This is a genomic window from Providencia vermicola, from assembly GCF_020381325.1.
In the GTDB taxonomy this organism is placed as follows: Bacteria; Pseudomonadota; Gammaproteobacteria; order Enterobacterales; family Enterobacteriaceae; genus Providencia; species Providencia vermicola.
Map to the genome: position 1 here is coordinate 278690 of NZ_JAGSPI010000002.1, position 22964 is coordinate 301653.

Below are 22964 nucleotides of genomic sequence, written 5' to 3' on the forward strand. Positions count from 1 at the left end.
AAACATAGTGAGCATTTAAGGAATACTATGCCTTGGATCCAAATCAAAATTAACTCCACAGCCCAACACGCTGAAGCACTGGGTGATGAACTTATTGAAACAGGCGCAGTCTCTGTAACATTTCAAGACAGCCACGATACCCCTGTTTTCGAACCGCTACCTGGGGAAACCCGCCTGTGGGGTGATACTGATGTAATTGGCTTATTTGATGCAGAAACGGAGATGAAATTCGTTGTTGCTCAATTAGAAAATAGCCCACTACTGGGTACGGGTTTTGCCCACAAAATCGAACAGTTAGAAGACAAAGACTGGGAAAGAGAGTGGATGGATAACTTTCATCCAATGCGCTTTGGTGAGCGCTTGTGGATCTGCCCAAGCTGGCGAGATGTCCCTGATCCAACTGCGGTAAACGTGATGCTTGATCCTGGCTTAGCATTTGGAACAGGAACTCACCCAACCACATCTCTGTGTTTACAATGGCTTGATGGCCTTGATTTAGAAGGTAAAACGGTGATTGACTTTGGTTGCGGATCTGGGATTTTAGCGATCGCTGCACTCAAACTCGGTGCTGCTCATGCCATCGGGATCGATATTGATCCTCAAGCGATTACAGCAAGCCGCGATAACGCTGAACGTAACGGCGTTTCAGAGCGTTTATCTCTCTACTTACCGAAAGACCAGCCCCAAGAGCTCCAAGCGGATGTCGTCGTCGCTAACATCCTTGCTGGCCCATTACGTGAATTAGCACCAATGATTAGCGTGCTACCGCGTGCAGGTGGGTTACTAGGACTTTCGGGTGTTCTCGCAACACAGGCGGAAAGTGTCGCAGATGCTTACCGTACAACCTTTGAAATCGACCCTATTGCCGAGAAAGAAGAATGGTGCCGCATCACGGGTGTCAAGCATTTTTAATAGAAAAATTATAAAAATCAGAGAATAATTTCTTTGAAAATAAGCGCAGAATAGATTATCTTATAGCTCAAATATTGCTCAGTTGCTGGCGATAATCTGTTCTGCACGAGATTTGAACAGCATAACAGTTATTTTAATAAATGGTTACGTAGTTATCTTAACTATTTGTTAAATATAACTAATTTTAAAATTGCAAAAATGCAAGATAAAAAAATTAGTGATAAATAACCGTTTGCTCAAAGTTTGTCCTTTCATATCTCGTAAAAAATGCGTAATATACGCGCCCTTGCAGTCACAGTATGGCCCCCATTTAGATATGCGAATCGGACAATATCAGTTGAGAAACTGTCTTATTGCTGCCCCCATGGCAGGCATTACAGATAAACCGTTTAGGTCGCTCTGTTATGACATGGGTGCTGGGATGACAGTATCGGAGATGCTTTCTTCTAATCCTCAAGTTTGGAAGACAGACAAATCTAGACTCAGAATGGTTCATCGTGATGAACTTGGGGTTCGTTCTGTTCAAATAGCTGGCAATGATCCCGATGAAATGGCTGCCGCGGCTCAAATTAATGTTGAGAGTGGCGCTCAAATCATCGATATCAACATGGGCTGTCCAGCTAAAAAAGTGAATCGTAAGTTTGCTGGTTCTGCACTGTTACGTTATCCAGACATCGTTAAATCGATTCTCGAAGGCGTTGTTAAAGCAGTGGATGTTCCCGTTACGCTTAAGATCCGCACAGGCTGGTCACCTGAAGAGCGAAACTGCATAGAGATTGCCAAATTGGCCGAAGATTGTGGCATTCAAGCCCTCACTATTCACGGCAGAACTAGAGCCTGTCTGTTTAATGGGGAGGCTGAATATGACAACATTCGGGCAGTTAAGCAGACTGTTACCATTCCGGTTATTGCCAATGGCGACATTACTGACCCGCATAAAGCCAGAGCAGTTCTAGACTACACAGGGGCGGATGCCTTGATGGTAGGCAGAGCAGCTCAGGGAAGACCCTGGATCTTTCGGGAAATCCAGCATTATCTGGACACAGGTGAGCTCTTGCCACCAATGCCTATGGCAGAGGTACAACGCATTATGCTCGCGCACGTACAGGAATTGCACGACTTTTATGGTCAAGGCAAAGGAGCCCGTATCGCGCGCAAACATGTTTCTTGGTACTTAAAAGAACATGCACCTGATGACCAGTTTCGGCGCTCATTCAACGCCATTGAGGATGCCAGCGAACAGCTGGAGGTGTTGGAAGCATTTTTTGAAAATTTTTGCGTAAATAAAGATAAGAGCTGACAGAACTATGTTCGAACAACGCGTAAATTCTGACGTACTAACCGTTGCTACTGTAAATTCACAAGATCAAGTAACTCAAAAACCGTTACGTGACTCAGTTAAGCAAGCACTGAAGAACTATTTTGCTCAATTAAATAATCAAGATGTTAACGATTTATATGAGCTGGTATTGGCTGAGGTAGAACAGCCTTTGTTGGACATGGTTATGCAATATACCCGTGGAAACCAGACCCGTGCAGCCCTGATGATGGGTATCAACCGCGGAACTCTGCGTAAGAAACTGAAAAAATACGGCATGAACTAATCCTAGTCGGTTAATGCAGTGTTTTTAAAGGCACTTCTTGTTCTTCAAGGAGTGCTTTTTTGTTATCCCTCCCCTCAAAAATTCTGCTCACCATCTCTTGGCACCCATTGCGGTAATCAGCAATATCGCCCCATGACAAGCGATTTCAAAAAATAAGCACAAGGCAATGTGTTAAGTCTGATAAACAAGTCAGTGATGGCTTATATTCTTATAGCCCCCTGAGTGGTTTACAATTAGAAACTGACTTTGAAGCGTTCCTCAGTCAAATTGACCAAAACACCTACGCAAAGGAATAAGATAATTTAATAAATACAGTTAGTTATCCTATTCCTCTATTTCAGCTTAATCAACTAACGGGTTACACACTCGTTAGTTGAAACTTTCTAACCCCCTGCTGTAATTCCTGGGTTTGCTCAGCTAATGAACTGGCTGCCGTTGCCACTTGCTCAACTAAAGAAGCATTTTGCTGTGTAACGCTGTCCATCTGTGTAATCGCCACACCAACTTGAGCAATACCTTTACTTTGCTCTTCAGAAGCCACCGTTATCTGCTTCATAATCGCAGTCACTTCATTGATACCTTGCAGAATGTTTTCCATGGTTTTACCCATTTCATTAACTAGTCCTGTCCCTTTTTCAACACAGGCTCCTGAATCCGCAATCAAACGTTCGATTTCCATTGCCGCATCCGCGCTGTGACTCGCTAACTTACGGACTTCAGCCGCAACGACCATAAAACCGCGGCCATGCACCCCCGCCCTTGCCGCTTCAATGGAGGCATTTAGCGCTAATATATTGGTTTGAAAACTAATATCGTTAATCATGTTGATGATATCTGCAATTTTTTGTGAGCTTTGGGATATCTCATTCATTGTCACAACAACTGAATCAACGATAGTATTTCCTTTGTTTGCTACAACAAACGCTTCACTTGCTAATTGGTTCGCTTGAAGAGTGTTTTCCATATTTAACTGCACAGCCGCAGTAATTTGTTCCATACTCGCCGCCGTTTCTTCTAACGCTGCCGCTTGCTCTTCCGTTCTCGATGAAAGATCACTGTTTCCATTGGAAATTTCACTCGCCCCGAGATAAATATTTTCACTGCCCTGCCGTATCATACTTACTGACCCGCGCAAGCTTGTTTGCATCTCTTCAAGCAACGGAAATAGTTTGCCAACACAATTGTTTCCGAAAGGCTTAATTGAATGACTTAAATCCCCTTTCGATATTTGCGAAAAATATTGTCTCAGTAAATCCAATGGCTTTTGCATCATAGCTGCAAGATAGCGATCGGTAAAAATTAAAGTTAATACCCCGAGTACCGTCGCAATAATCATCACAACACTCGTAATATCCATTTGGTTATCAACTTGGCCACGTGTTGCATTGATCATCCCTTCGGCTGATTGATTAAACTTTTGGATTGATGCGCCAAATGTTCTGCTCAATGCAGGGGTCACATTATGTGCGTGGGTTAAATATTCCTGTGAATTATCTCCCATACCTAGAACTAACTGTGGCTTAACCCCCTCATCAAGTAGTGCTTGCCAGCTATTAATCACTTGCTCAGAAATTTCAGTATCCATTGGCCCTGGCGAAATCGCTTTCATCTGCTCAAGATAGCTTGCCATATTCTCCATCGCATCTTTAACAGGTGCATAATCAATAGCTTTTCCCTCATTTTTACTTTCCATCACACGCGTTAACCGTGTGACAAAACGAAAATATTGGTCATTTCCTTGACTGAGTACTGTCATCTGTTTCACTAATTGTCTATCGATATCATTACCATCAGCAATCCTAGACAAAGACCAACCGCTATAGAGACTGGTTCCCCCCAAGATCAAGCATAGGAGCCCTAATAAAACGAGCATAACAGCACGAATTGAGTAGTTTCGAAGTTTCTGCATACAATTTCTCTTTTGGTGGGATAAAATGACGATATTTAACTTTATCGGCGATAAAGAGAAAAAAATTAGCTTCTTAAACAGGTTATTTAATAGACAAAAATCAGTAAATTAAGTAAAAACACTTACAATTCAACAGGGTTATTATTTGGTTTTAAGGAAATTAATTTTGTATACGCTATAAATTAATTTTATAAGTTTGATAAGGATCGCTAAATACAAATACGCCACTTATTAAATACGTTCGTTATTCCCAAAAGAAAGCATTAACATCCCTCTTCAAAATGACATATGCTCTAGCATTCTCTGCGCCATTAAGCAGAAAAAAGGTACAGCAAACCCCGCTGTACCTTTACAGTTAGCTTAAAACAAGATTGAAAAATTAACGGTATATCGGTAACAAATTAAACTGAGCGAGTAATTGGCAGATAATCCCCAAAACACCAAAAGCAATAACGGCATAGATTAACCCTTTACCACCCCATACTTTAAATTTTGAATCCGGGAAACGCTCTCTGACTTTCAATGCCATAATAGCAGGGCAGATTATCGCCCAAATACATGCTGCCATACCAGCATATGCTATTGCGATCAAAAAGCCATTTGGGAATAACATGCAAAGAATTAAAGGGGGTAAAAAACAAAGTAATGCTGATTTCATTCTCCCTGATGGGTTATCTTTAAAGTTCAAAGAAGCAAGTATGTAATCAAATAACCCAATAGCAACACCTAAGAATGAACAGAATACAGCGCTAATAGAAAACCAAAGTAAAAATGTCGCAATGTGTTTACTATTAAGAACGGAATAAAGTGATTCAATAAATGCGTCTAAATTACCGCCTTTATTTATTATTGTTAAAAACTCAGTTCTTGGTAGATTACCCATTGTCCCCATAATCCAAAGAAAATAAAGAACGAGTGCTAATACACAACCAATCACACAGCTCTTAACCACTTTTCTTTCATTTTCATGATATAGCTTGTACAAACTGCACACATTACCATGATAACCAAATGAAGTAATTGCATAGGGGATAATAATAAATACAAAAGGTAATAATGCGGTTTGCCCACCTTCAACAGGCGATGTTAATAATAAGTCCGTTTTGACAATCAAAAACAATCCAGAGAACGCGAGGATAAACAAAATAATTTTTATAAATAAAAATAATGATGTTAAACGACTCGCACCAACACCACTCCACCAAATACTCGCACCGAGTATTAATGTGAAGGAAATAAATATAACTCTTAAGTTAATGTCATAACCATAAATAGCCGCAGCTTCTTTAATAACAGATCCCGCTGCAGATATATAGGCATAAATTAATATATAAAGGACAAATATTAATGCCATATTAGCAATATAACAGGCCCATTTTGGTAAAAGTTCTTTTGATATAAAAAAGTAATTCGTCCCTGCGCCATATTTAGAGATACATTCTAAAATATAAATCCCTGAGTGAAACATAAAAAAACAAACAACTAACAAGATAACTACAGAGTTAATAAACCAAGCTCCAGCCATAATAGTTGGCAAGCTAAACATTCCCGCCCCTATCATGGCACCGCCTAGCACAAAACCCCCTACCATTATGGAGGGTTCTTTCTTGGCTGCCGAATTATTCATGGTGTTCACCTTAAGAATAAGGATAAGGTTCCCGCATTGCACGGGAACCATAAGATATACCTATTTTTTATTTAATAGGTTTTAATCTTGCTGTGAAGTGTCTTAATACTGGTGGCTCATATTCAAAATCTAACCCTTTTAAGGTTGCAAATTTATCTTTTAAGCCAATCAGAGCATCTGCAATGTAATCCATGTGGTCATTAGTATAAACACGTCTTGCGATAGTTAACCGCATGAATTCCATGTCTGCATGTTTTTGTTTCCCAGTTTCAGGGTCACGTCCTAACAAGAACGACCCAATCTCTACAGCACGAACACCTGACTCTAAATATAGTGCGTTAATAACAGCTTGCGCTGGGAATTGATCACCTGGAATATGTGGAACCAGTTTTTTACAGTCAACAAATACGGCATGTCCACCTGTAGGGTATTGAATTGAAATTCCACCTTCACGTAAACGGTCACCTAAATATTTTACTTGGCCAATACGATAATGTAAGTATTCTTCACCAGCACCTTCCTCAAGGCCTTGCACCATCGCTGCCATATCACGGCCCGCTAAACCGCCGTAAGTTACAAAACCTTCCATCGGAACACAGCGCTGCCTTGCTAGTGTAAAAATATTTTCATCATTTTTAATACAAACTAATCCACCGATATTTAATAACGGGTCTTTTTTCGCTGACATCGTTAATGCATCGGCATATTTGTACATATCAAGAATGATTTCTTTAATCGTAGCGTTTTTATATTTCGGATCACGCTCTTTAATAAAATACGCATTTTCACAGAAACGTGCAGAGTCCATAACAACAAAAATGTTATGTTGTTTTGCGATTTCATACACTTCTTTCAAGTTAGCCATAGATACTGGCTGGCCACCTGCACTATTACAGGTGATAGTAGAAACAATCGCAACAACGTTTTCTGCACCATGCTGCGCAATATTATCTTTCAATTTTTGAATATCAAAGTTACCTTTCCAATCATCATAGGTATCTGAGTCATATGCTTTTTCTGTGACGATATTGATTGCTTTACAATGGTTTAACTCAACGTGGGCTGCTGTTGTATCAAAGTGGAAGTTAGAAATAAATACAGGTTTTTTCGCTCCACCTTGTTCCTGTTTGACTTTCAGTAATACAGGGAACAACATATTTTCAGCGCCGCGGCCTTGGTGAGCGGGAATGACATAATCGTAATCAAACATCTCTTTAACTTTATCTTTTAAATCATAATAGTTACGAGACCCTGCATATGCTTCATCACCAGTGATCATCGCCGCCCACTGGTGATCACTCATGGCATTGGTACCAGAGTCAGTTAAGAGATCGATATACACAGCACTGCTTGGTAATAAAAATGGGTTATATCCCGCTTCTTTTAATGCAGCTTCACGCTCTTCTCTTGATGGGATACGGATATTTTCTACCATTTTAATACGGAATGGTTCTACGATTCTTTTAGCCATGATAATACCTTTAACTTTTCATTAAATAATAAATATAAGAATTCGAACTTATAAAAAATAAGCTAACGAAGTTTTAAAATAGGAAAATTTGAAAGGTTAATTATTAGGGAAAAAGAAAGCTAGGGAGATATCAATATTGAACCATTTCTTCATATAGAAGAAATACCTTGATATTAGTGACTCATTTAACAAGAACATACTATGACTCCTATCAATAAGGAATTAGTACAACCATCTGCATTATATATATAACAGTTATATTCTTAAATTAACCCCTATTGTCATGTTATTATACTTATATCACATAATTTAGGGTAAGTAACATAATCCCTTTGAGCTCAGTCACAGTGTTTATACTATGTGATTTAAGTGTTAAAAATTTTTGTATTAATTAACTTATTCCAGAAAAATAATAATAGAAAATGTAATTTAACTTAATATAAAAATACCTTAATTAAAACTACATGGATAAAGCCTAACAATAAGGCTTTATCCATCGCTTAACTAACCGTTACTGAGCATCTTTCCCATACTTTGGTGACCTTGGGCCATATAAGATCCCATTAGGTTTACCTGCAGATAATAACCGAACACTTGTTATACCTGCTATTGAGTAACTTTTATCTGTCATCGTATCTGCTATTTGATTCACCACAGCAGAAACCAGCGCACCTAAAATACCATTTGAAGAGGAGTTATTTTCCATACTTGATGCAGTTGCCGAGCCACTCCACAGTATAGTTCCCGTTCTTGCGTCGAGGAGTTTTGCGCTCGCAGTTACGCGTGTATCACTTGCAATCACTTGGTAGCTCGTCCCATACTCCGTAATATCCAAATAAAGAATAGCGTCAGCACCAAAAATTTCATGTAACTTAACAGGTGGAACAGCTTGGATATCCCCTGCGTTTATCATGCCATTTTGTTTAAAGGTTTCTTCAACAACAGCAACAGGAAAAACATAATATCCGGCTTCAGCTAATGGGAGCGCAGTTTGTGATAATAAGCCATGACTTGCTTGAACTTCTGGTGAGCTATTTTGTGGCAACAGCACTAAAATACTTTTAGGCTTACTTTGATGAAATGCAGTGTAATCAACTTTGACTGGCTGCGCACATCCCGTTAATAACCAAGCAACCACAAAACTGCTGAGTATTAATAAGCGTCTCATTTAATTTTCCCTTTATTCTTCATTAGAAAGTCCATGTAAGCTGCTGATTCTGGATATAATGCTTTTTCAGTACTGAACTCTTTCATCGCTAAGTCAATTGAACCTATTGTTGAATAAAGTAACCCTAAATGCGCATGTAAACCTGGAGGAGTGGCAAGGCTTTTCGCTTTGCTCATTTCAATGTTTTTTTTCAGTTCTTCAATTTGATCTTGAGGACTGCTTTCTGTTTGCTGATAATATTGATAAACCGTAGTTTGATAACCATCCCAGTTATATAATGGCTTAGGTTCATTTGCACAGCCATTTAATAAAGCAACGCCTGTAACAAGCAACAGTAGTTTAAATTTCATCATATTTCCTTATTTCGCTGGCTGCCATGCACCGTTTTCAATCCCTGAAACTAAATTATTTACCGCTTCTCTAATAGCCAGATCCAATACTTTTCCATTTAACGTTGAGTCATAACTTGCAGTCCCACCAAAACCAATAACTTCTCGGTTTGATAATTCGTATTCACCAGCTCCTTGTGAAGAGAAGACCACTTCAGACGTTTGAACATTCACCACATTTAAATTGACTTTTGCATAAGCAACTTGTGTTTTACCACGGCCTAAAATACCGAATAATTGACGATCACCCACTTCTTTTCTGCCGAACTCTGTTACATCACCTGTGATAACATAAGTTGCACCTTTTAGTTGCTGAGTTTGGCCTTTAATTCCTGCCTCTTCTTTTAATTCTTGCATATTTGCACGGTCTAATACATTAAATCGACCAGTTTGCTGAAGGTGAGTCATTAAAATCGTTTTTGATTGATTTCCTAAGCGGTCAACACCATCAGAGAAAATACCATTCATATAACTCGAACGGTTATCAAATTTTCCTATTGATATTGGACTTTTAGGGCCTGAATAATTTGTATTGTATGTTGCAACTTTTTCAACCTCTAATGAGCGAGAAGATTCTTTTGCACAACCACTAAGTACTGCGCTTGCAATAAAAATGAATGCAATGCTGAGTTTTGATATATTCATTTAGCTATCTCAATTAAATTTAATTAGAATTAATTTTTTGCAAGTCTATTTTGCATCAATTATTGAGTAGAATCTAGTTATTATTACTCATTCACTTTGATTAATAAAGCCAACAGTAATTGAATGGGTATTTAAAAACCGTAAAACTATTGTATTAATTATTTAATCGACGTAAAAACCCCATTAAGCCCATGTCATCATCATTAATGATGACTCAATTAAAATCATCATTAACATTCTATTTATATAAATACGATGAAGTAAACAAGGTTAATAATTGTCGATAATAAAATTATCATCTAAAGTGAAGTCAATTATTCTATTTATGTTTTATATTATTTTTGATTATTTTTTACTCATATGCATTCTATTAATTATTACTGTTAGATATCTATGAGATATAACCCTATAAAATTTATACATGTCCCCGAACTATCCAATAGGGTTTTCTGCACACTATATCCATATCCTGCATTATTTTAACTTTTTATTAACATTAGTGATTGTGCTTTCTCTCAGAAACAGTAAGTGTAGGGAGGAGATGTTATGACCATAAAAATAAAAATTATTAAACCCTCATGAGAAGAGAGTTAATTATGACGATGCAAACAATCGCTGTGAAATCATTCACTTCCACAAAAACAACATCAAAAGTTTTGCTGATTTGCTGGATGAGTATTTTGTTTGAAGGATACGATGTTGGCGTAATGGGGGCGGTACTCCCTACCCTTGCCGAATACAAGCAATGGAGTTTATCGCCTCTTGAGCTAGGAGCTCTAAGTAGTTATGCATTAATAGGTATGTTTTTTGGTGCCTTTATTATCGGCACACTAAGCGAATTATATGGTCGGCGGCGCATGTTATTAGCCTGCGTAACGTTATTTTCAGTCACCATGTTAGGCGCTGCATTGGCGCCCACACCATGGGTTTTTGGGATTATGCGTTTTATTGGTGGAATTGGTTTAGGGGGGGTAATTCCTGTTGCCGCAGCTTTAACCATTGAATATTCCCCCAGTGAAAAACGCTCATTTAATTATGGCATTATGTATTCTGGTTATTCATTGGGGATCTTAAGCGCAGCGCTAGTCGCTATATGGTTGCTTGAACAATTCGGCTGGCGAAGCGTGATTGCTTTTGGTGCATTACCATTATTACTTATTTGGCCAATGGCACGCATTCTCCCTGAATCACTCGAATATTTAACCCATAAAGGCTTACACAGTGAAGCCAAGGTATTAGCTAAAAAGCTTAATATTGATTACCAACCGACATCGGAACATGTGCAACATAAACACCAAAGTATTAAAGAAATTGTTGCCGTTGTTTTTGCTTGGCGCTACTTACGAGCTACAGCTTGTTTTTGGATAGCTTTATTCTGCGGTATGTTATTAGTCTATGGATTAAATACTTGGCTACCTTCTATCATGCGTAAAGAAGGATATAACTTAGGTTCTAGTTTAACATTTTTAATTGTATTTAGCTTAGCCTCTGCACTGGGGGGATTATTCTTAGGAAAAATTGCAGACAGATATGGTGTTCGGAATTCTGTGGCCTTTTTCTTTTTACTTGGTGCTATTGGTGTGGGAAGCTTGATATTCAAGCAAAATATTTATATGAACTATGTGCTCGTCGCCTTTGCAGGGGTCGGTAGTATTTCAGCTGCATTGATATTAACAGGTTATATTGCCAATTATTACCCATCCAATGCGCGCGCATCTGCAACGGGTTGGGCACTTAGCTTCTCGCGGATTGGTGCTATGACAGGACCAATGTTTGGTGCATATATTGCGAGCCTTGGAATTGCCACCAGTTGGAATTTCATTGCATTTGCTATTGTTGCCATTATTGCTGCGATTGCTGTTATCTTATTACCAACCAAACAGATCGCATAATATGATTAAAAGGATAGAATATATTCTATCCTTTTTAAAACTCCATCAATTTTAATGCTAATCTAAATAATAGTATTAGCTTTAAAATAATGAACAGGGTGTATGTGAAGTAAAAAATAAAAAAACAGAATACTTAATTCATTAAATATTGTTTAATAGTATCAATCTATTATGAAAATATTAAAACATTATGTAATTATACTATTAAATAGAGGTGTGATAACACACCTCATAGATTAGCTATATTAAAAAGCAGATTGGTAAGAAACCTGAGCACCTTTAGTGAGAGTCCCCTCATTTGAGTAAGTACTTTCTACTTCAATAAAAGACTGGTTTTCCCCATTAAATATTTTATTGTATAGTGGGAGATCTGGACGATAGCGGATTTTCTTTGTAGCAATATCCATCATCAAATATTGTTGCGAACCATTACCTGAAATCGAAACAATTAATCCTTGGTTGCCAACGTTTAAACTATGTAAATTGTTATAGCCACTCTCTGCGATTAATTCGAAGTTTCCATTGGGGTGAAATTGCATTAACGAAAACAATCGGCGAGACGGTTCTTGAGCAATAACAAAAATATCACCATTGCGATTTTGTGCCACTTCATTAATACGTACTGGTAGCCATTTACTGCTAATCACCTGCTTGCTTGGAATATCCATCACCACTTCCAGTGATCCCATTTGATGGCCATAGCTATACCACATGACGATTTTGTCTCTATAAGTAGCAAAATTAAATTCAGATCGACTATCAATTTCTTCAGGATACAATGACTTAGCTAATTCACGAACATCCATAAAATGTTCCCATGACATGCCTTTATCTTGACTGATAAAAATCTTTTCATTACTCGCCACAACATAAGCTGGATAATTTTTAGATTGATAAATTTTACCGGTTATCAATGCAGAAAATTGAACGCCTGATTTATCTTCCCATGGAATAATTTCACTTGCTGATAGCGTCGTTAAATCAATAATTTGGTAGCCATCTCTAAGAAATAATAAGCATTTTTTTCTCTCGCATATCGCATTATAGAAGCTTTTATCACCACGAGTAATAAAACGAACACCTTGATTATCTGCAAATAATACTTGATAGTCATATTCTCTTTCATATGCGTATGGATTATATGATGAGTAGTAATAATTTGAACTCTGGCTTTTTTGCGTCACAATTAATGTGCCATTTTCAGCAGGAAAAGTCGTCGCCCAATCATAATTAGTAATTGCAGAGCGGTTTTCTTGATGATGTTCTATTTTCCAAGCAATACTGCCGCCTCGCACAAAAATTAAAACGGTCGATAACAAACTTAATGTAAAAACTACAGTTAATAAAATAAAGCGCTTGCTAAGAAAGGGGTTCATGAACGCACCTCCGTCACATAATCTGTTTGACCATGTTGGCGACGTAAATGTTTCAAAATATATTGTGACTGGTAATAAGCATTACCTCGTCGGGAAAATTGGTAATATATTGCAACGCCTAAACCAATTGAAAAGCTTATCCCCAATAAAATGGTTGTTGTAACGCTAATATACATCCCCCCTGTATCTAGGATATTAACCCAATCCCAATAGTCCCAATAATTGCCTTTTTCTATTGTTTCAGAAGTCGTCAGACCGACAGCAATAAGAACAAAGAAAATTAAAAGAAAGCAGGTAAATCCCCATAAGCCGAAATAAAAACCACGTTCTTGTGGAGCACCTCGGCCAATTAGGCTGTAGGCAAGCCCGTCTTGGTGATTATAGATGCCAAATATTGCCTGCTCATTTGAATGGTCTCGAATATTTTTATGGAGAACTTCGAGTTTATCCCCCTGTGCGATAAATAAGCTATGATTATTAAATAAAGGCTCATTTGCCGAAACCAAAACATCCATATGACTTTTATTTATTTGTAAACTAATAAGGTTCAGTGCTTGTTCTGTGTCCCCTGCTTTAACAGTCAAACTTCGGTTATCCGTAATATTTACTTTGCCACAAGTCACCGATAATGATGTTTCATCCATGTTAACATCGACTGCCTTGCTTATTTTACTGGCCTTAGATGTTGCATTTTTAATACTATCAATCTCAATCAATGGGCTATGTTCATTAATTTTAAATCGCCCTTCTATGACGAGATCTAACGCGGTTAAAATTCGTTTTCTCCTCGGGCTCATAATGCGCTTCGTTTCGGCAAGCGCAAGGCCAAACAAAACAATACCACAAAAAGCGGCACAACCCAGAATTGCCACCAGCGCTATCATTAGAAAGCTATCTTCAGCAGCCATAAAGCAATAATACACTACAGGGATTAAGGCCATTAACACGAGCGAAATGATATATTGCTTACCAAGAGAGCGTGTAAAACTCACATTTCTATCGGGCTCTAATCGACCATGTTTTTCATGATAGACCCATTCTAACCAATAGCTGCCATCGTTCAGTTCTTCTGCACAAATAATCAAAGAGTCGCCTTCTTGTAGGCGCTCCAAAAAAATCCTACTATTTTTAAAGTCATCTTGATTAAAGAAAAAAACCTTCCCTGACGCTATCAGCCTTGCCATACCAATTGGACTGACATTTTGATAATCACACTGAGTAAGATTGACATGGAAATATTGAACTCGCATGAATAATGCCTATTTCGCTAAGTAAATTTAACATTATGATAATAAATAAAGGCATATTGCCCTAGCGAAACTTATCTTATAATAAAATAATTCAGATAATGACGAGTGCCCTTAAGCACCTATTTTTCGAGGTTTTATACTTCTAAATACGCGCCATCTACTAGTAAAGCCAATAATTACTGATAAACTTGCACTCACAAAAAAGTCTATACATATAATATGGCAATAGAATCGATTTACTCGGCCTTCCTCTAACGACAATTTTGAATAAAAGCGATGACATCACAACCTGCTTATAAGCAAATTCAGTCTTACATTTTACGCAGCATTGATTTGGGTATTTTTAAACCCGAAACACAGATTCCCACAGAGCTTGAGCTATGTGCGCAGTTTAATGTCAGCCGTATGACAGTAAACAAAGCCATTTCTGAATTAAGCCAAAAAGGGATTTTAAACCGAATTGCAGGTAAAGGTACTTTTGTTGCGACACAAAAGCATGAGCTTCCAGTGACAAAAGCATTTGATATCTTTGATGAAATATCTCTAAGTGGTAAGAAGTATAGTGGGCACCAATTGCAATTAAAAGTCATCCCTGCATCTGCAGAAATTGCGCTACAACTCGGAATTAGTGAAGGAAGTGAGGTCGGCTATTGTAAAGTGCTACATTTTGAAAATGATATCCCTCTCATGTTGGAAGAACGCTACGTTAACCACGTAATCGTTCCTGAATTTGTTAAGCAAAAATATGGGGATACAGAAACACCAAGTGGCTATTTACAACGCCATTTCCCTGTAAGTGAAATGGAACACACCATAGAAGCGGCATTAGCCACAAAATCTATCGCGCAATCATTATCGATTAAAGAAAATTCACCTTGCCTGCAACTTAGGCGTCGAACCTGGACTGGAAATACGCTGATTAGCTACGTCAATATGGTCACAGCAGGTTCTCGCTACAAATTAAAATTACATTCGCGTATTGAGAATTAATGCAAAGATAAAAAAATGGGGCAAAATTGCCCCAAAGCGACTGATAAATATAAAAAAGACATCAAGCACATCTACATCACAACAAATTTGTTTTCACATCCCCTGATATATTGGCCCTTCCCCACCTTGCGGTGCAGTCCAAGTAATATTTTGCAGTGGGTCTTTAATATCGCAAGCTTTACAATGCAGGCAATTTTGCGCATTAATCTGTAACTTCTCTTGGTGTTGCTCGCCAATAATTTCATAAACCCCAGCAGGGCAATAACGCGTTTCTGGCGCAGCATATTTCTCTAAATTGACTTGAATCGGTACATTTATATCTACCAGTTTAAGATGGCAAGGTTGATCTTCTTCATGGTTAGTATTTGATAAAAACACAGAAGAGGGTCTGTCAAAGGTCAGTTTTCCATCAGGCTTAGGGTAAGTGATTGGTTTGAAGTTTTTAGCTTCTTTCAATCTTTCATGATCCGCTTGTTTAATCTTTAATGTCCATGGGCTACGGCCTTTTAACAATAATTGCTCTACACCAAATAACATTGAGCCCATCACTAATCCCTTTTTCATATAAGGTTTAAAGTTACGAGTCTGGTAAAGCTCTTGATATAACCAGCTCTGCTCAAATCTTTGGCGATATTCAAGTGTAAATTGAGTAAAATCAATCGACTGATTTTTAAAGCACGCTAAAAAAGCGTCTGCAGCCAATGATCCACTTTTTACTGCGCAATGCGTTCCTTTAATTCTGGCCCCATTAAGAAATCCAGCATCATCACCGATTAATGCGCCCCCAGGAAAACTCAATTCAGGGAGTGCGGATAATCCTCCAGCAACCATCGTTCGTGCGCCGTAACTAATCCTTTCCCCACCCGATAAAAAAGTACTAAAGGAGGGGTGTGTTTTTAAGCGTTGAAACTCTTCAAATGGGGATAAATACGGGTTTTCATAATTCAGACCAACAACTAGCCCTACCGCAACTAAATTCTCACCGTAGTGGTAGGCAAACCCACCGCCGTAAGTGTGGTTATCTAACGGCCAACCAACAGAGTGAATAACTAGTCCTGCTTGATGTTGTTCTTTCGGGATCTGCCAAATTTCTTTAATTCCTAAACCATAGCTTTGTTTGCTGCTATTTGAATCTAAATTAAAATGATTTATCAATTGCTTACCTAATTGACCACGACACCCTTCGGCAAAAAATGTCATTTTAGCCAGTAAGTTCATTCCAGGTTGGTACATCGCTGTTGGGTTACCCGATTTATCTAACCCCATATCACCCGTTGTCACACCAGTGACCTGGCCAGCATCATCAAAAAGTACCTGCGTTGCAGCAAAGCCAGAAAAAACGTCAACCCCCAAATCCTCGGCTTCACCAGCCAAAGCCGCGCTCACTTGCCCTAGACTACCAATTAGATTTCCTTTATTTTTTAGACAATTAGGTAATAGTGGTAACGGTAATTGGCTTGAGCTATTTGCTTTTAACCATAAAAAACTGTCCTGACTGACGGGGGTTAGCGGCGTCGAAATTTTATCTTGCCAATCAGGTAATAATTCATTTAATGCACGAGGATCTATCACTGCACCTGACAGAATATGGGCGCCTATTTCTGCACCTTTATCAATCAAACATACTGACAGTTCAATATCTTGCTCAGCAGCAACCTGCTTTAAACGGATCGCCGCTGATAATCCCGCAGGCCCACCACCGACAATCAGGACATCAAATTCCATCGATTCCCGCTCAGGAGCCTCGTTTACATTTTCTCTATTGTCGATAGCCATATGCACCTCTTACGCAAGCGCTTTATCAAGTTCAGGTAAGATTTCAAACAGATCACCGACAATACCGTAATCTGCGACTTGGAAGATTGGCGCTTCTGGATCGCTATTTATGGCAACGATCACTTTGCTCTCTTTCATCCCTGCAATATGTTGAATTGCACCAGAAATCCCAACGGCAATGTATAACTCTGGCGCGACAATTTTCCCTGTCTGCCCCACCTGATAATCATTGGGCACATACCCTGCATCTACCGCAGCGCGGGATGCGCCGACAGCAGCACCTAATTTATCTGCGATGGTTTCTAATAACGCAAAGTTTTCACCCGAACTTAACCCCCTCCCTCCCGAAATCACGACTTTCGCTGAGCTCAATTCTGCGCGACTAACTTGTGTGAGTGACTGGCTTTTCAGTTGAGCCCGTTGAATAAGTTTATTTGGTGTGATGTGTTCAATTTCTGCGCTATGTTGTGCTTCACATACGCCACTAAATGCCGAGCTGCGTACAGTGATCACCACCTGCTGCCCATTATTTTGTACCGTTGCCAACGCATTCCCTGCATAAATAGGTCGAATAAAATTTTGATCATCAATGACTTGTGTGATGTCAGAAATTTGTGCGATACCTAATTTTGCGGCAACACGTGGGGCGATATTTTTACCAAAGGTTGTCGCAGGAAACAGTAAATGGCTATAATTTTGTGCAACAGAAACAATCGCACTGGTCATGGGTTCCGCCAGTTGGTCTTTCAAAGCATCTGATTGAATCGTTAATACTTTATTTACACCTTTTAAGCTCGCTGCTTGTTCCACCACGTTTTCAGTGTTGTCTCCCGCAACAAGTAAATGCAATTGTCCACCCACAGATAGAATATCCAGTGCAGCCGTAATACTATGAAAAGTTGATGATTTTATTGTTTGGTTATCATGCTCAACAATAACTAAAACTGATGATTGGCTCATTGTCATTCCCCTTGGTTAAATCACTTCTTTTGCTTGTAAGGTGCTCACTAATGCCGCTGCATCATTGAGTAAAGTACATTGCCCTGCCCGTTTTTTCGGTTCAGACACCTTGATAGTTTTGGTTTGCCCCAAGGGAGAGAAGTTCATATTCGAAATATCGATGATATCTAACGGCTTTTTCTTTGCTTTCATGATGTTCGGCAAAGTTGCATAACGGGGTTCGTTGAGGCGTAAATCGGTTGTCACAACCGCAGGGAGTTCCATTGCCAGCGTTTCCAAACCGCCATCAATCTCACGAGTAACTTGCAGTGAATTACCCTCAACAACAATTTGTGATGCAAATGTCGCCTGACCACAATCTAATAATGCGGATAACATTTGCCCTGTTTGGTTACAGTCATCATCAATCGCTTGTTTGCCTAATAAAATTAAATCAGGTTGTTCATTTGCCACCACTTGCTGCAATAAACGAGCGATATCAAGTGATTCTAAAACTAACTCTGTTGGGCGTTGAATTAAAATGGCGCGGTCTGCCCCTATCGCCATCGCACTGCGTAAGGTTTCTTGATAACTGATATCCCCAATAGAAACGGCAATAACTTCAGTCGCTTTACCCGCTTCTTTTAAGCGCACCGCTTCCTCAACCGCAATTTCATCAAAAGGATTCATCGCCATTTTGACGTTAGCTAGCTCAACTCCCGAACTATCGGCTTTAACTCGTACTTTAACGTTGTGGTCAATCACTCGCTTCACTGCGACTAAAATTTTCATAGCAACTCCTATCCCAATTCTATTAACGATTGGCTTTTATAAAGGTGGTTTGAATCGTTTTTAGGTTGAAGGAAGCCTTAGCAGTGAGAATTTCACTGCTATTGGCTAGCTCAATGTGTTCTTTTATTAATTAAATCAAATAATGTATTTGGTTATTTCGAGGTTGGTAATATCAACCTATCCGCCACAGACATTGGCCATATTTTAATCGCGATATAATAAATAATACTGGTCGCAACTAAGCCCACAATCCATGAAATATCCACGCCACCAAGTTGTTCGACTAGTGGGCCAGTGTAGAAACCCGTTGAGATAAATGGCATTTGGATCAGTACGCCAATGATGTAAGTGAAAATCCCCACTTTGTTCCAGCGACCATAACGACCGTTCGGGTTTGCAAGTTCAGGCACATCGTAGCGGCCCTTTGTCACCCAGTAATAGTCAACCAAATTGATCGCACTCCATGGAGTGAAGAATGCCAGTAAAAACAGTAAGAAAGCGGAGAATAGTTTTAAGAACGAGTGCTGGCCAGCTAACCCTAATAAGGTTGAAAAACTCACCATTAAAACGATAAAAAACAATCTTTGCCCTTTCGTAATGGTGTTTTTCCCTCTAAAACCGCAAACAATCGCTGCCATTGACATAAAACTGCCATAAGCATTTAATGCCGTGATGGTCACTTTCCCAAAGAAAATAGTGATATACAAAAGCGCTGCAATTAACCCTGTACTTCCCAAGCCCACAATGTAGGAAACCTCATTACCCGCAAACTTATCCCCTGCTAAGGCTGCAGCAAATACCCCTAAAATCATTGACGCTTGCGTTCCGATAACAGTCCCTGAGCCTACCGCCATAAAGGCTTTAATGGTTGGTGTTTTGGTGGGTAAATAACGGGAATAATCAGCAACATAAGGGCCGAAAGCAATTTGCCAAGATGCCGAAAGGGACATCGCTAGCAAGAAATGTGTCCAATCAAAATGGCGATTTTCCATTAATATGGATACATCATTCATGTAAAACAGACGGAAGAATAGATAAAAGAATGCAATGACACCAACTACGCTCGCGACCTTACCTAAAATATGAATGATCCGATAACCACAGATAGTGATCCCAATAATCACCGCACCAAAAATTAAGATCCCAACCCAATCCGTCACATGAAGCAACTGCCCAACCGCTTGGCCTGCTAATACCGTTCCACTGGCAGAAAACCCAACATACATCATACAAACCAATAAGATAGGAATAACCGCACCATAAACACCAAATTGTACACGGCTTGAAATCATTTGAGGCAGTCCCAGTTTAGGCCCTTGCACCGCATGCAATGCCATCACAGCTCCACCTAATAATTGACCAATTAATAAACCAATTAATGACCAAAACACATCGCCACCAAGCACAACAGCGAGCGCCCCTGTAACGATAGCGGTAATTTGTAAGTTAGCACCAAACCAAAGTGTAAACTGGCTAGATAAGGTGCCATGGCGTTCAGATTCAGGAATGTAATCGATGGAACGCGCTTCAATAAGCGGGACATTGTCCTGCCGACCTTTTTGCCCTGTTGCGATGTCGTTTGAAACTGTCATGGTAACTCCTCTTTAAGCAGGCTGGCTTAAAGAATGAACCAATTAACTGTAATGAATCCGTAAAAACTGTGACGGTAAGTACAGTGATTACACATTACATTGGGTGATGTTTTATCTGTTATCCACCCATAATCAATAATTGAAATACATTCTTAAACCTGATTGTTGTTGTGTTTTTAATTCCATGATCCTGTTGTCAGGTAGTGCTTCCTATGTTGCTTGACTCGCGAGTAGCCGCCTGTCCCGTCTACCCGCTTCTGGTAAAAATAATGATTTCAATGAATTACACTGCATCCAATACAGCACGCGAAATAATAATTTTTTGAACTTCGGATGTGCCTTCAAAGATACGCAAAATACGTGCGTCACGAACATACCGCTCAAGGGGTAAATCACGAATATACCCATATCCCCCATGAAGTTGCAGCGCAGCATCAGTGACAAACCCCGCACACTCTGCCGCAAACAGTTTTGCTGTCGCCGATTGCAAACTAAAACGCTCACCTGAATCACGCAGCTCTGCAGCACGCCAAGTCAACATCCGAGCAGCTTCAAGCTGTGTATGCATATCCGCAAGGCGCCATTGTGTGCCTTGGTATGCCGCTAATGGTTTTTTGCCAATTTGACGCTCTTTCACCCAGCCCAGCGTGCTTTCCATTGCCGCACGAGCAATGCCCAGTGACGTTGCAGCGACTTCAACACGGCCTTTGTCTAAGACTTCCATTGCAGTATGGAAACCTTTATTTTCTTCACCGAGTAAAGCAGATTCAGGTAACCAGCAATTCAGTGCTAGCTCGTAAATTGTACTGCCGCGTAACCCCATAGTTTTTTCTGGCTGAGAAAATGCCACACCCTCAGTACCTTTTGGGATCATAAATGCGCTAATACCCCGAGCCCCCGCTTCAACATCTGTTTTGGCATATAACACAATAAAATCCGCTTCTTTGGCGTTAGTAATATAGTGCTTATTCCCGCGAATACGCCAGCCACCATTTTCACGCGTTGCAACAGTGCGCATATCTGCAGGGTTCGAACCCGCAGCGGGCTCCGTTAAACCAAAAGCACCCAGTAACTCACCTGAAGCCGCTTTCGGTAACCAATACGCTTTTTGTTCTTCCGTTCCACCAATCAAAATAGAGTCAGTGGCTAAAAAATGAGCGGTTAAAGAGGATGATGTCGAGGCACAAGCTGCCGCGACGGCTTCAACAATCATACTCATCGCAATACTGCCAAGGCCAAAACCGCCATATTGTTCAGGTAGGTTAATTCCCCAAGCGCCCATTTCGCCTAATGCGGTTAAGCTTTCTGCACAAAATGTTTCCGTTTCATCGTAACGCTGTGCGTTGGGTTGCAAAATATCGCGACACACTTTTTCAATCGCATCCACAATAGCTTGTTCTGTTTCATTAATTTCAAAACTCATTGTACGGCCTCCCTATTTTTGCTTGTTGTTCTTGCCGATTTATACAGTGCATTTGCTTCGCCCAAAACAGGAGCTCTTCGTGTTGAATGGGGTTTTTTGCCATTAAAGAACACTGGCTGAGAGATCAGTGGAGTCCCACCATCATTCAGGTGTGTAAGAACCTGCCGAACTTGAGCATGCTCGCTTTGTGTCGCTTGCTGTAGGTTATGAATTGGCGAGGCGGGAACCCCCGCATTTAGCAGTAAATCACACACTTCATCTACCGTTTTTTGCGCAGTCCACCCCTCAATTTCCCCCCTTAACTCCCCATGGTGGCGTGTACGGCTTGGGTCATCTTGAAAGCGTGAGTCCTGACATAAATGCATTTTTCCCATACATTCACAAAAACGTTGGAACAGTTTTTCACTTGCAATGGCTATCACCACTAAACCATCTTTGGCATGGTAAGTATCAAATGGTGTGGATACAGGGTGACGATTACCCACTAAACTCGGTGCTTTATCATGTGCAAATAGGTTAGAAAGTCCCGTTAGTTGCATACTGAGCAAAACATCCACCATCGCAACATCGATATATTGCGCCTCTTCGTTATGGCGCTCTCTGGCAAATAACGCACTGCTAATCGCCCAAGAAGCAAACATCCCCGCACACACATCGCCAATAGATTCACCACTGCGCGTAGGCCCCGTTTCAGGGAAACCCGTCACGCTCATCAACCCTGACATGGCTTGTGCCACTATGTCGTAAGCGGGGTAGCTCGCGAGTGGGCTATTTTGTCCAAAACCGGAAATGCTCGCATAAATTAATTTTGGGTTGTGTTGCTTTAAGCTGTCAAAATCGATGCCAAGGCGCTTCGTGACGCCAGGGCGAAAGTTTTCAACTACCACATCACTTTCTTTAACTAGCTGAAATAAAATGGCGCGATCTTCCTCTGCTTTGAGATCCAGCTCAATGCTGCGTTTTCCTCGATTGATCAACCCGTAATAAACACTTTCCCCCCCAATAAAAGGCCCTAAGTGACGGCTATCATCACCATGATCGGGCACTTCAATTTTGATCACTTCTGCACCGAGGTCGGCCATCATTCCTGTGCAATAAGGCCCTGCTAAAACACGACTTAAATCAATAACTTTGATCCCAGCCAGTGGCCCTTGTCTTTTCTGAGTTGACGCAGCATTCATACTGAATTCCTTATTTTCCAGAAAGTTA

The 22964-nt window shown here is 39.9% G+C and carries 19 protein-coding genes; 5 read left to right on the top strand and 14 right to left on the bottom strand.

All coding sequences use genetic code 11. The features are described from left to right. Positions 1 to 27: 27 nt before the first annotated feature. The 3 genes from prmA (at position 28) to fis (ending at position 2516) form a co-directional block, all read left to right on the top strand. Positions 28 to 912 (top strand): 50S ribosomal protein L11 methyltransferase, encoded by an 885-nt coding sequence (gene prmA / locus KDJ85_RS03875; protein ID WP_225818542.1) that lies wholly within the window; start codon positions 28 to 30, stop codon positions 910 to 912. Between the two features lie 316 nt (positions 913 to 1228). Next, positions 1229 to 2212 carry a tRNA dihydrouridine synthase DusB gene (gene dusB, locus KDJ85_RS03880; protein WP_206083522.1) on the top strand — a complete coding sequence of 328 codons (984 nt, stop codon included), beginning with the start codon at positions 1229 to 1231 and terminating at the stop codon, positions 2210 to 2212. Positions 2213 to 2219: 7 nt separating this feature from the next. Continuing rightward, positions 2220 to 2516 carry a DNA-binding transcriptional regulator Fis gene (fis, locus tag KDJ85_RS03885; protein WP_004258438.1) on the top strand — a complete coding sequence of 99 codons (297 nt, stop codon included), beginning with the start codon at positions 2220 to 2222 and terminating at the stop codon, positions 2514 to 2516. 358 nt (positions 2517 to 2874) lie between these two features. Here fis and KDJ85_RS03890 read toward each other — a convergent pair whose 3' ends face one another. The 6 genes from KDJ85_RS03890 to KDJ85_RS03915 form a co-directional block, all read right to left on the bottom strand. Continuing rightward, positions 2875 to 4425, bottom strand: a complete 1551-nt coding sequence (locus KDJ85_RS03890) for a methyl-accepting chemotaxis protein (RefSeq protein WP_225818543.1) — start codon at positions 4423 to 4425, stop codon at positions 2875 to 2877. Positions 4426 to 4804: 379 nt separating this feature from the next. Continuing rightward, positions 4805 to 6052 carry an aromatic amino acid transporter gene (locus tag KDJ85_RS03895; RefSeq protein WP_225818544.1) on the bottom strand — a complete coding sequence of 416 codons (1248 nt, stop codon included), beginning with the start codon at positions 6050 to 6052 and terminating at the stop codon, positions 4805 to 4807. A gap of 67 nt (positions 6053 to 6119) precedes the next feature. After that, positions 6120 to 7523 (bottom strand): tryptophanase, encoded by a 1404-nt coding sequence (locus KDJ85_RS03900; protein WP_225818545.1) that lies wholly within the window; start codon positions 7521 to 7523, stop codon positions 6120 to 6122. Positions 7524 to 8034: 511 nt separating this feature from the next. After that, positions 8035 to 8691 carry a DUF799 domain-containing protein gene (locus tag KDJ85_RS03905; protein ID WP_225818546.1) on the bottom strand — a complete coding sequence of 219 codons (657 nt, stop codon included), beginning with the start codon at positions 8689 to 8691 and terminating at the stop codon, positions 8035 to 8037. Beyond that, positions 8688 to 9044, bottom strand: a complete 357-nt coding sequence (locus KDJ85_RS03910; RefSeq protein ID WP_225818547.1) for a DUF4810 domain-containing protein — start codon at positions 9042 to 9044, stop codon at positions 8688 to 8690. Before KDJ85_RS03910 ends, KDJ85_RS03905 begins: the two co-directional genes overlap by 4 nt. Positions 9045 to 9050: 6 nt before the next feature. Then, positions 9051 to 9725 carry a CsgG/HfaB family protein gene (locus tag KDJ85_RS03915; protein ID WP_225818548.1) on the bottom strand — a complete coding sequence of 225 codons (675 nt, stop codon included), beginning with the start codon at positions 9723 to 9725 and terminating at the stop codon, positions 9051 to 9053. 596 nt (positions 9726 to 10321) lie between these two features. Between KDJ85_RS03915 and KDJ85_RS03920 the strand changes: the two genes are divergently transcribed. Next, complete coding sequence (locus KDJ85_RS03920; protein ID WP_225818549.1) at positions 10322 to 11617, top strand: MFS transporter; 1296 nt, start codon at positions 10322 to 10324, stop codon at positions 11615 to 11617. A 245-nt stretch (positions 11618 to 11862) separates the two neighbouring features. Here the strand turns inward: KDJ85_RS03920 and KDJ85_RS03925 are convergent, their stop codons facing one another. Further along, positions 11863 to 12993: a thiamine pyrophosphate-dependent enzyme gene (locus tag KDJ85_RS03925; protein ID WP_225818550.1), complete on the bottom strand. Its 1131-nt coding sequence runs from the start codon at positions 12991 to 12993 to the stop codon at positions 11863 to 11865. After that, positions 12990 to 14243, bottom strand: a complete 1254-nt coding sequence (locus KDJ85_RS03930) for a hypothetical protein (RefSeq protein WP_225818551.1) — start codon at positions 14241 to 14243, stop codon at positions 12990 to 12992. The genes KDJ85_RS03925 and KDJ85_RS03930 overlap by 4 nt, the downstream gene beginning before the upstream one ends. Positions 14244 to 14519: 276 nt before the next feature. Here KDJ85_RS03930 and KDJ85_RS03935 point away from each other — a divergent pair, with 276 nt between their 5' ends. Beyond that, positions 14520 to 15233, top strand: coding sequence for a UTRA domain-containing protein (locus KDJ85_RS03935; RefSeq protein ID WP_225818552.1), 714 nt, complete (start codon positions 14520 to 14522; stop codon positions 15231 to 15233). Between the two features lie 93 nt (positions 15234 to 15326). On the opposite strand, the gene KDJ85_RS03940 is transcribed toward KDJ85_RS03935, so the two are convergent. The 6 genes from KDJ85_RS03940 to KDJ85_RS03965 form a co-directional block, all read right to left on the bottom strand. Next, entirely contained in the window at positions 15327 to 17009 is a 1683-nt protein-coding gene (locus tag KDJ85_RS03940) for an electron transfer flavoprotein-ubiquinone oxidoreductase (RefSeq protein WP_225818553.1), read from the bottom strand. A 9-nt stretch (positions 17010 to 17018) separates the two neighbouring features. Continuing rightward, a complete protein-coding gene (locus KDJ85_RS03945) occupies positions 17019 to 17969 on the bottom strand; it encodes an electron transfer flavoprotein subunit alpha/FixB family protein (protein WP_225818554.1) in 951 nt (316 codons plus the stop codon). A 15-nt stretch (positions 17970 to 17984) separates the two neighbouring features. Further along, entirely contained in the window at positions 17985 to 18740 is a 756-nt protein-coding gene (locus KDJ85_RS03950) for an electron transfer flavoprotein subunit beta/FixA family protein (RefSeq protein ID WP_225818555.1), read from the bottom strand. A 152-nt stretch (positions 18741 to 18892) separates the two neighbouring features. Continuing rightward, on the bottom strand, positions 18893 to 20332 hold the full coding sequence (locus KDJ85_RS03955; RefSeq protein WP_225818556.1) for a purine-cytosine permease family protein: 1440 nt from the start codon (positions 20330 to 20332) through the stop codon (positions 18893 to 18895). A gap of 283 nt (positions 20333 to 20615) precedes the next feature. Continuing rightward, positions 20616 to 21755 carry an acyl-CoA dehydrogenase family protein gene (locus KDJ85_RS03960; protein WP_225818557.1) on the bottom strand — a complete coding sequence of 380 codons (1140 nt, stop codon included), beginning with the start codon at positions 21753 to 21755 and terminating at the stop codon, positions 20616 to 20618. Then, on the bottom strand, positions 21752 to 22936 hold the full coding sequence (locus tag KDJ85_RS03965; RefSeq protein ID WP_225818558.1) for a CaiB/BaiF CoA transferase family protein: 1185 nt from the start codon (positions 22934 to 22936) through the stop codon (positions 21752 to 21754). Before KDJ85_RS03965 ends, KDJ85_RS03960 begins: the two co-directional genes overlap by 4 nt. Between the last annotated feature and the right edge of the window lie 28 nt (positions 22937 to 22964).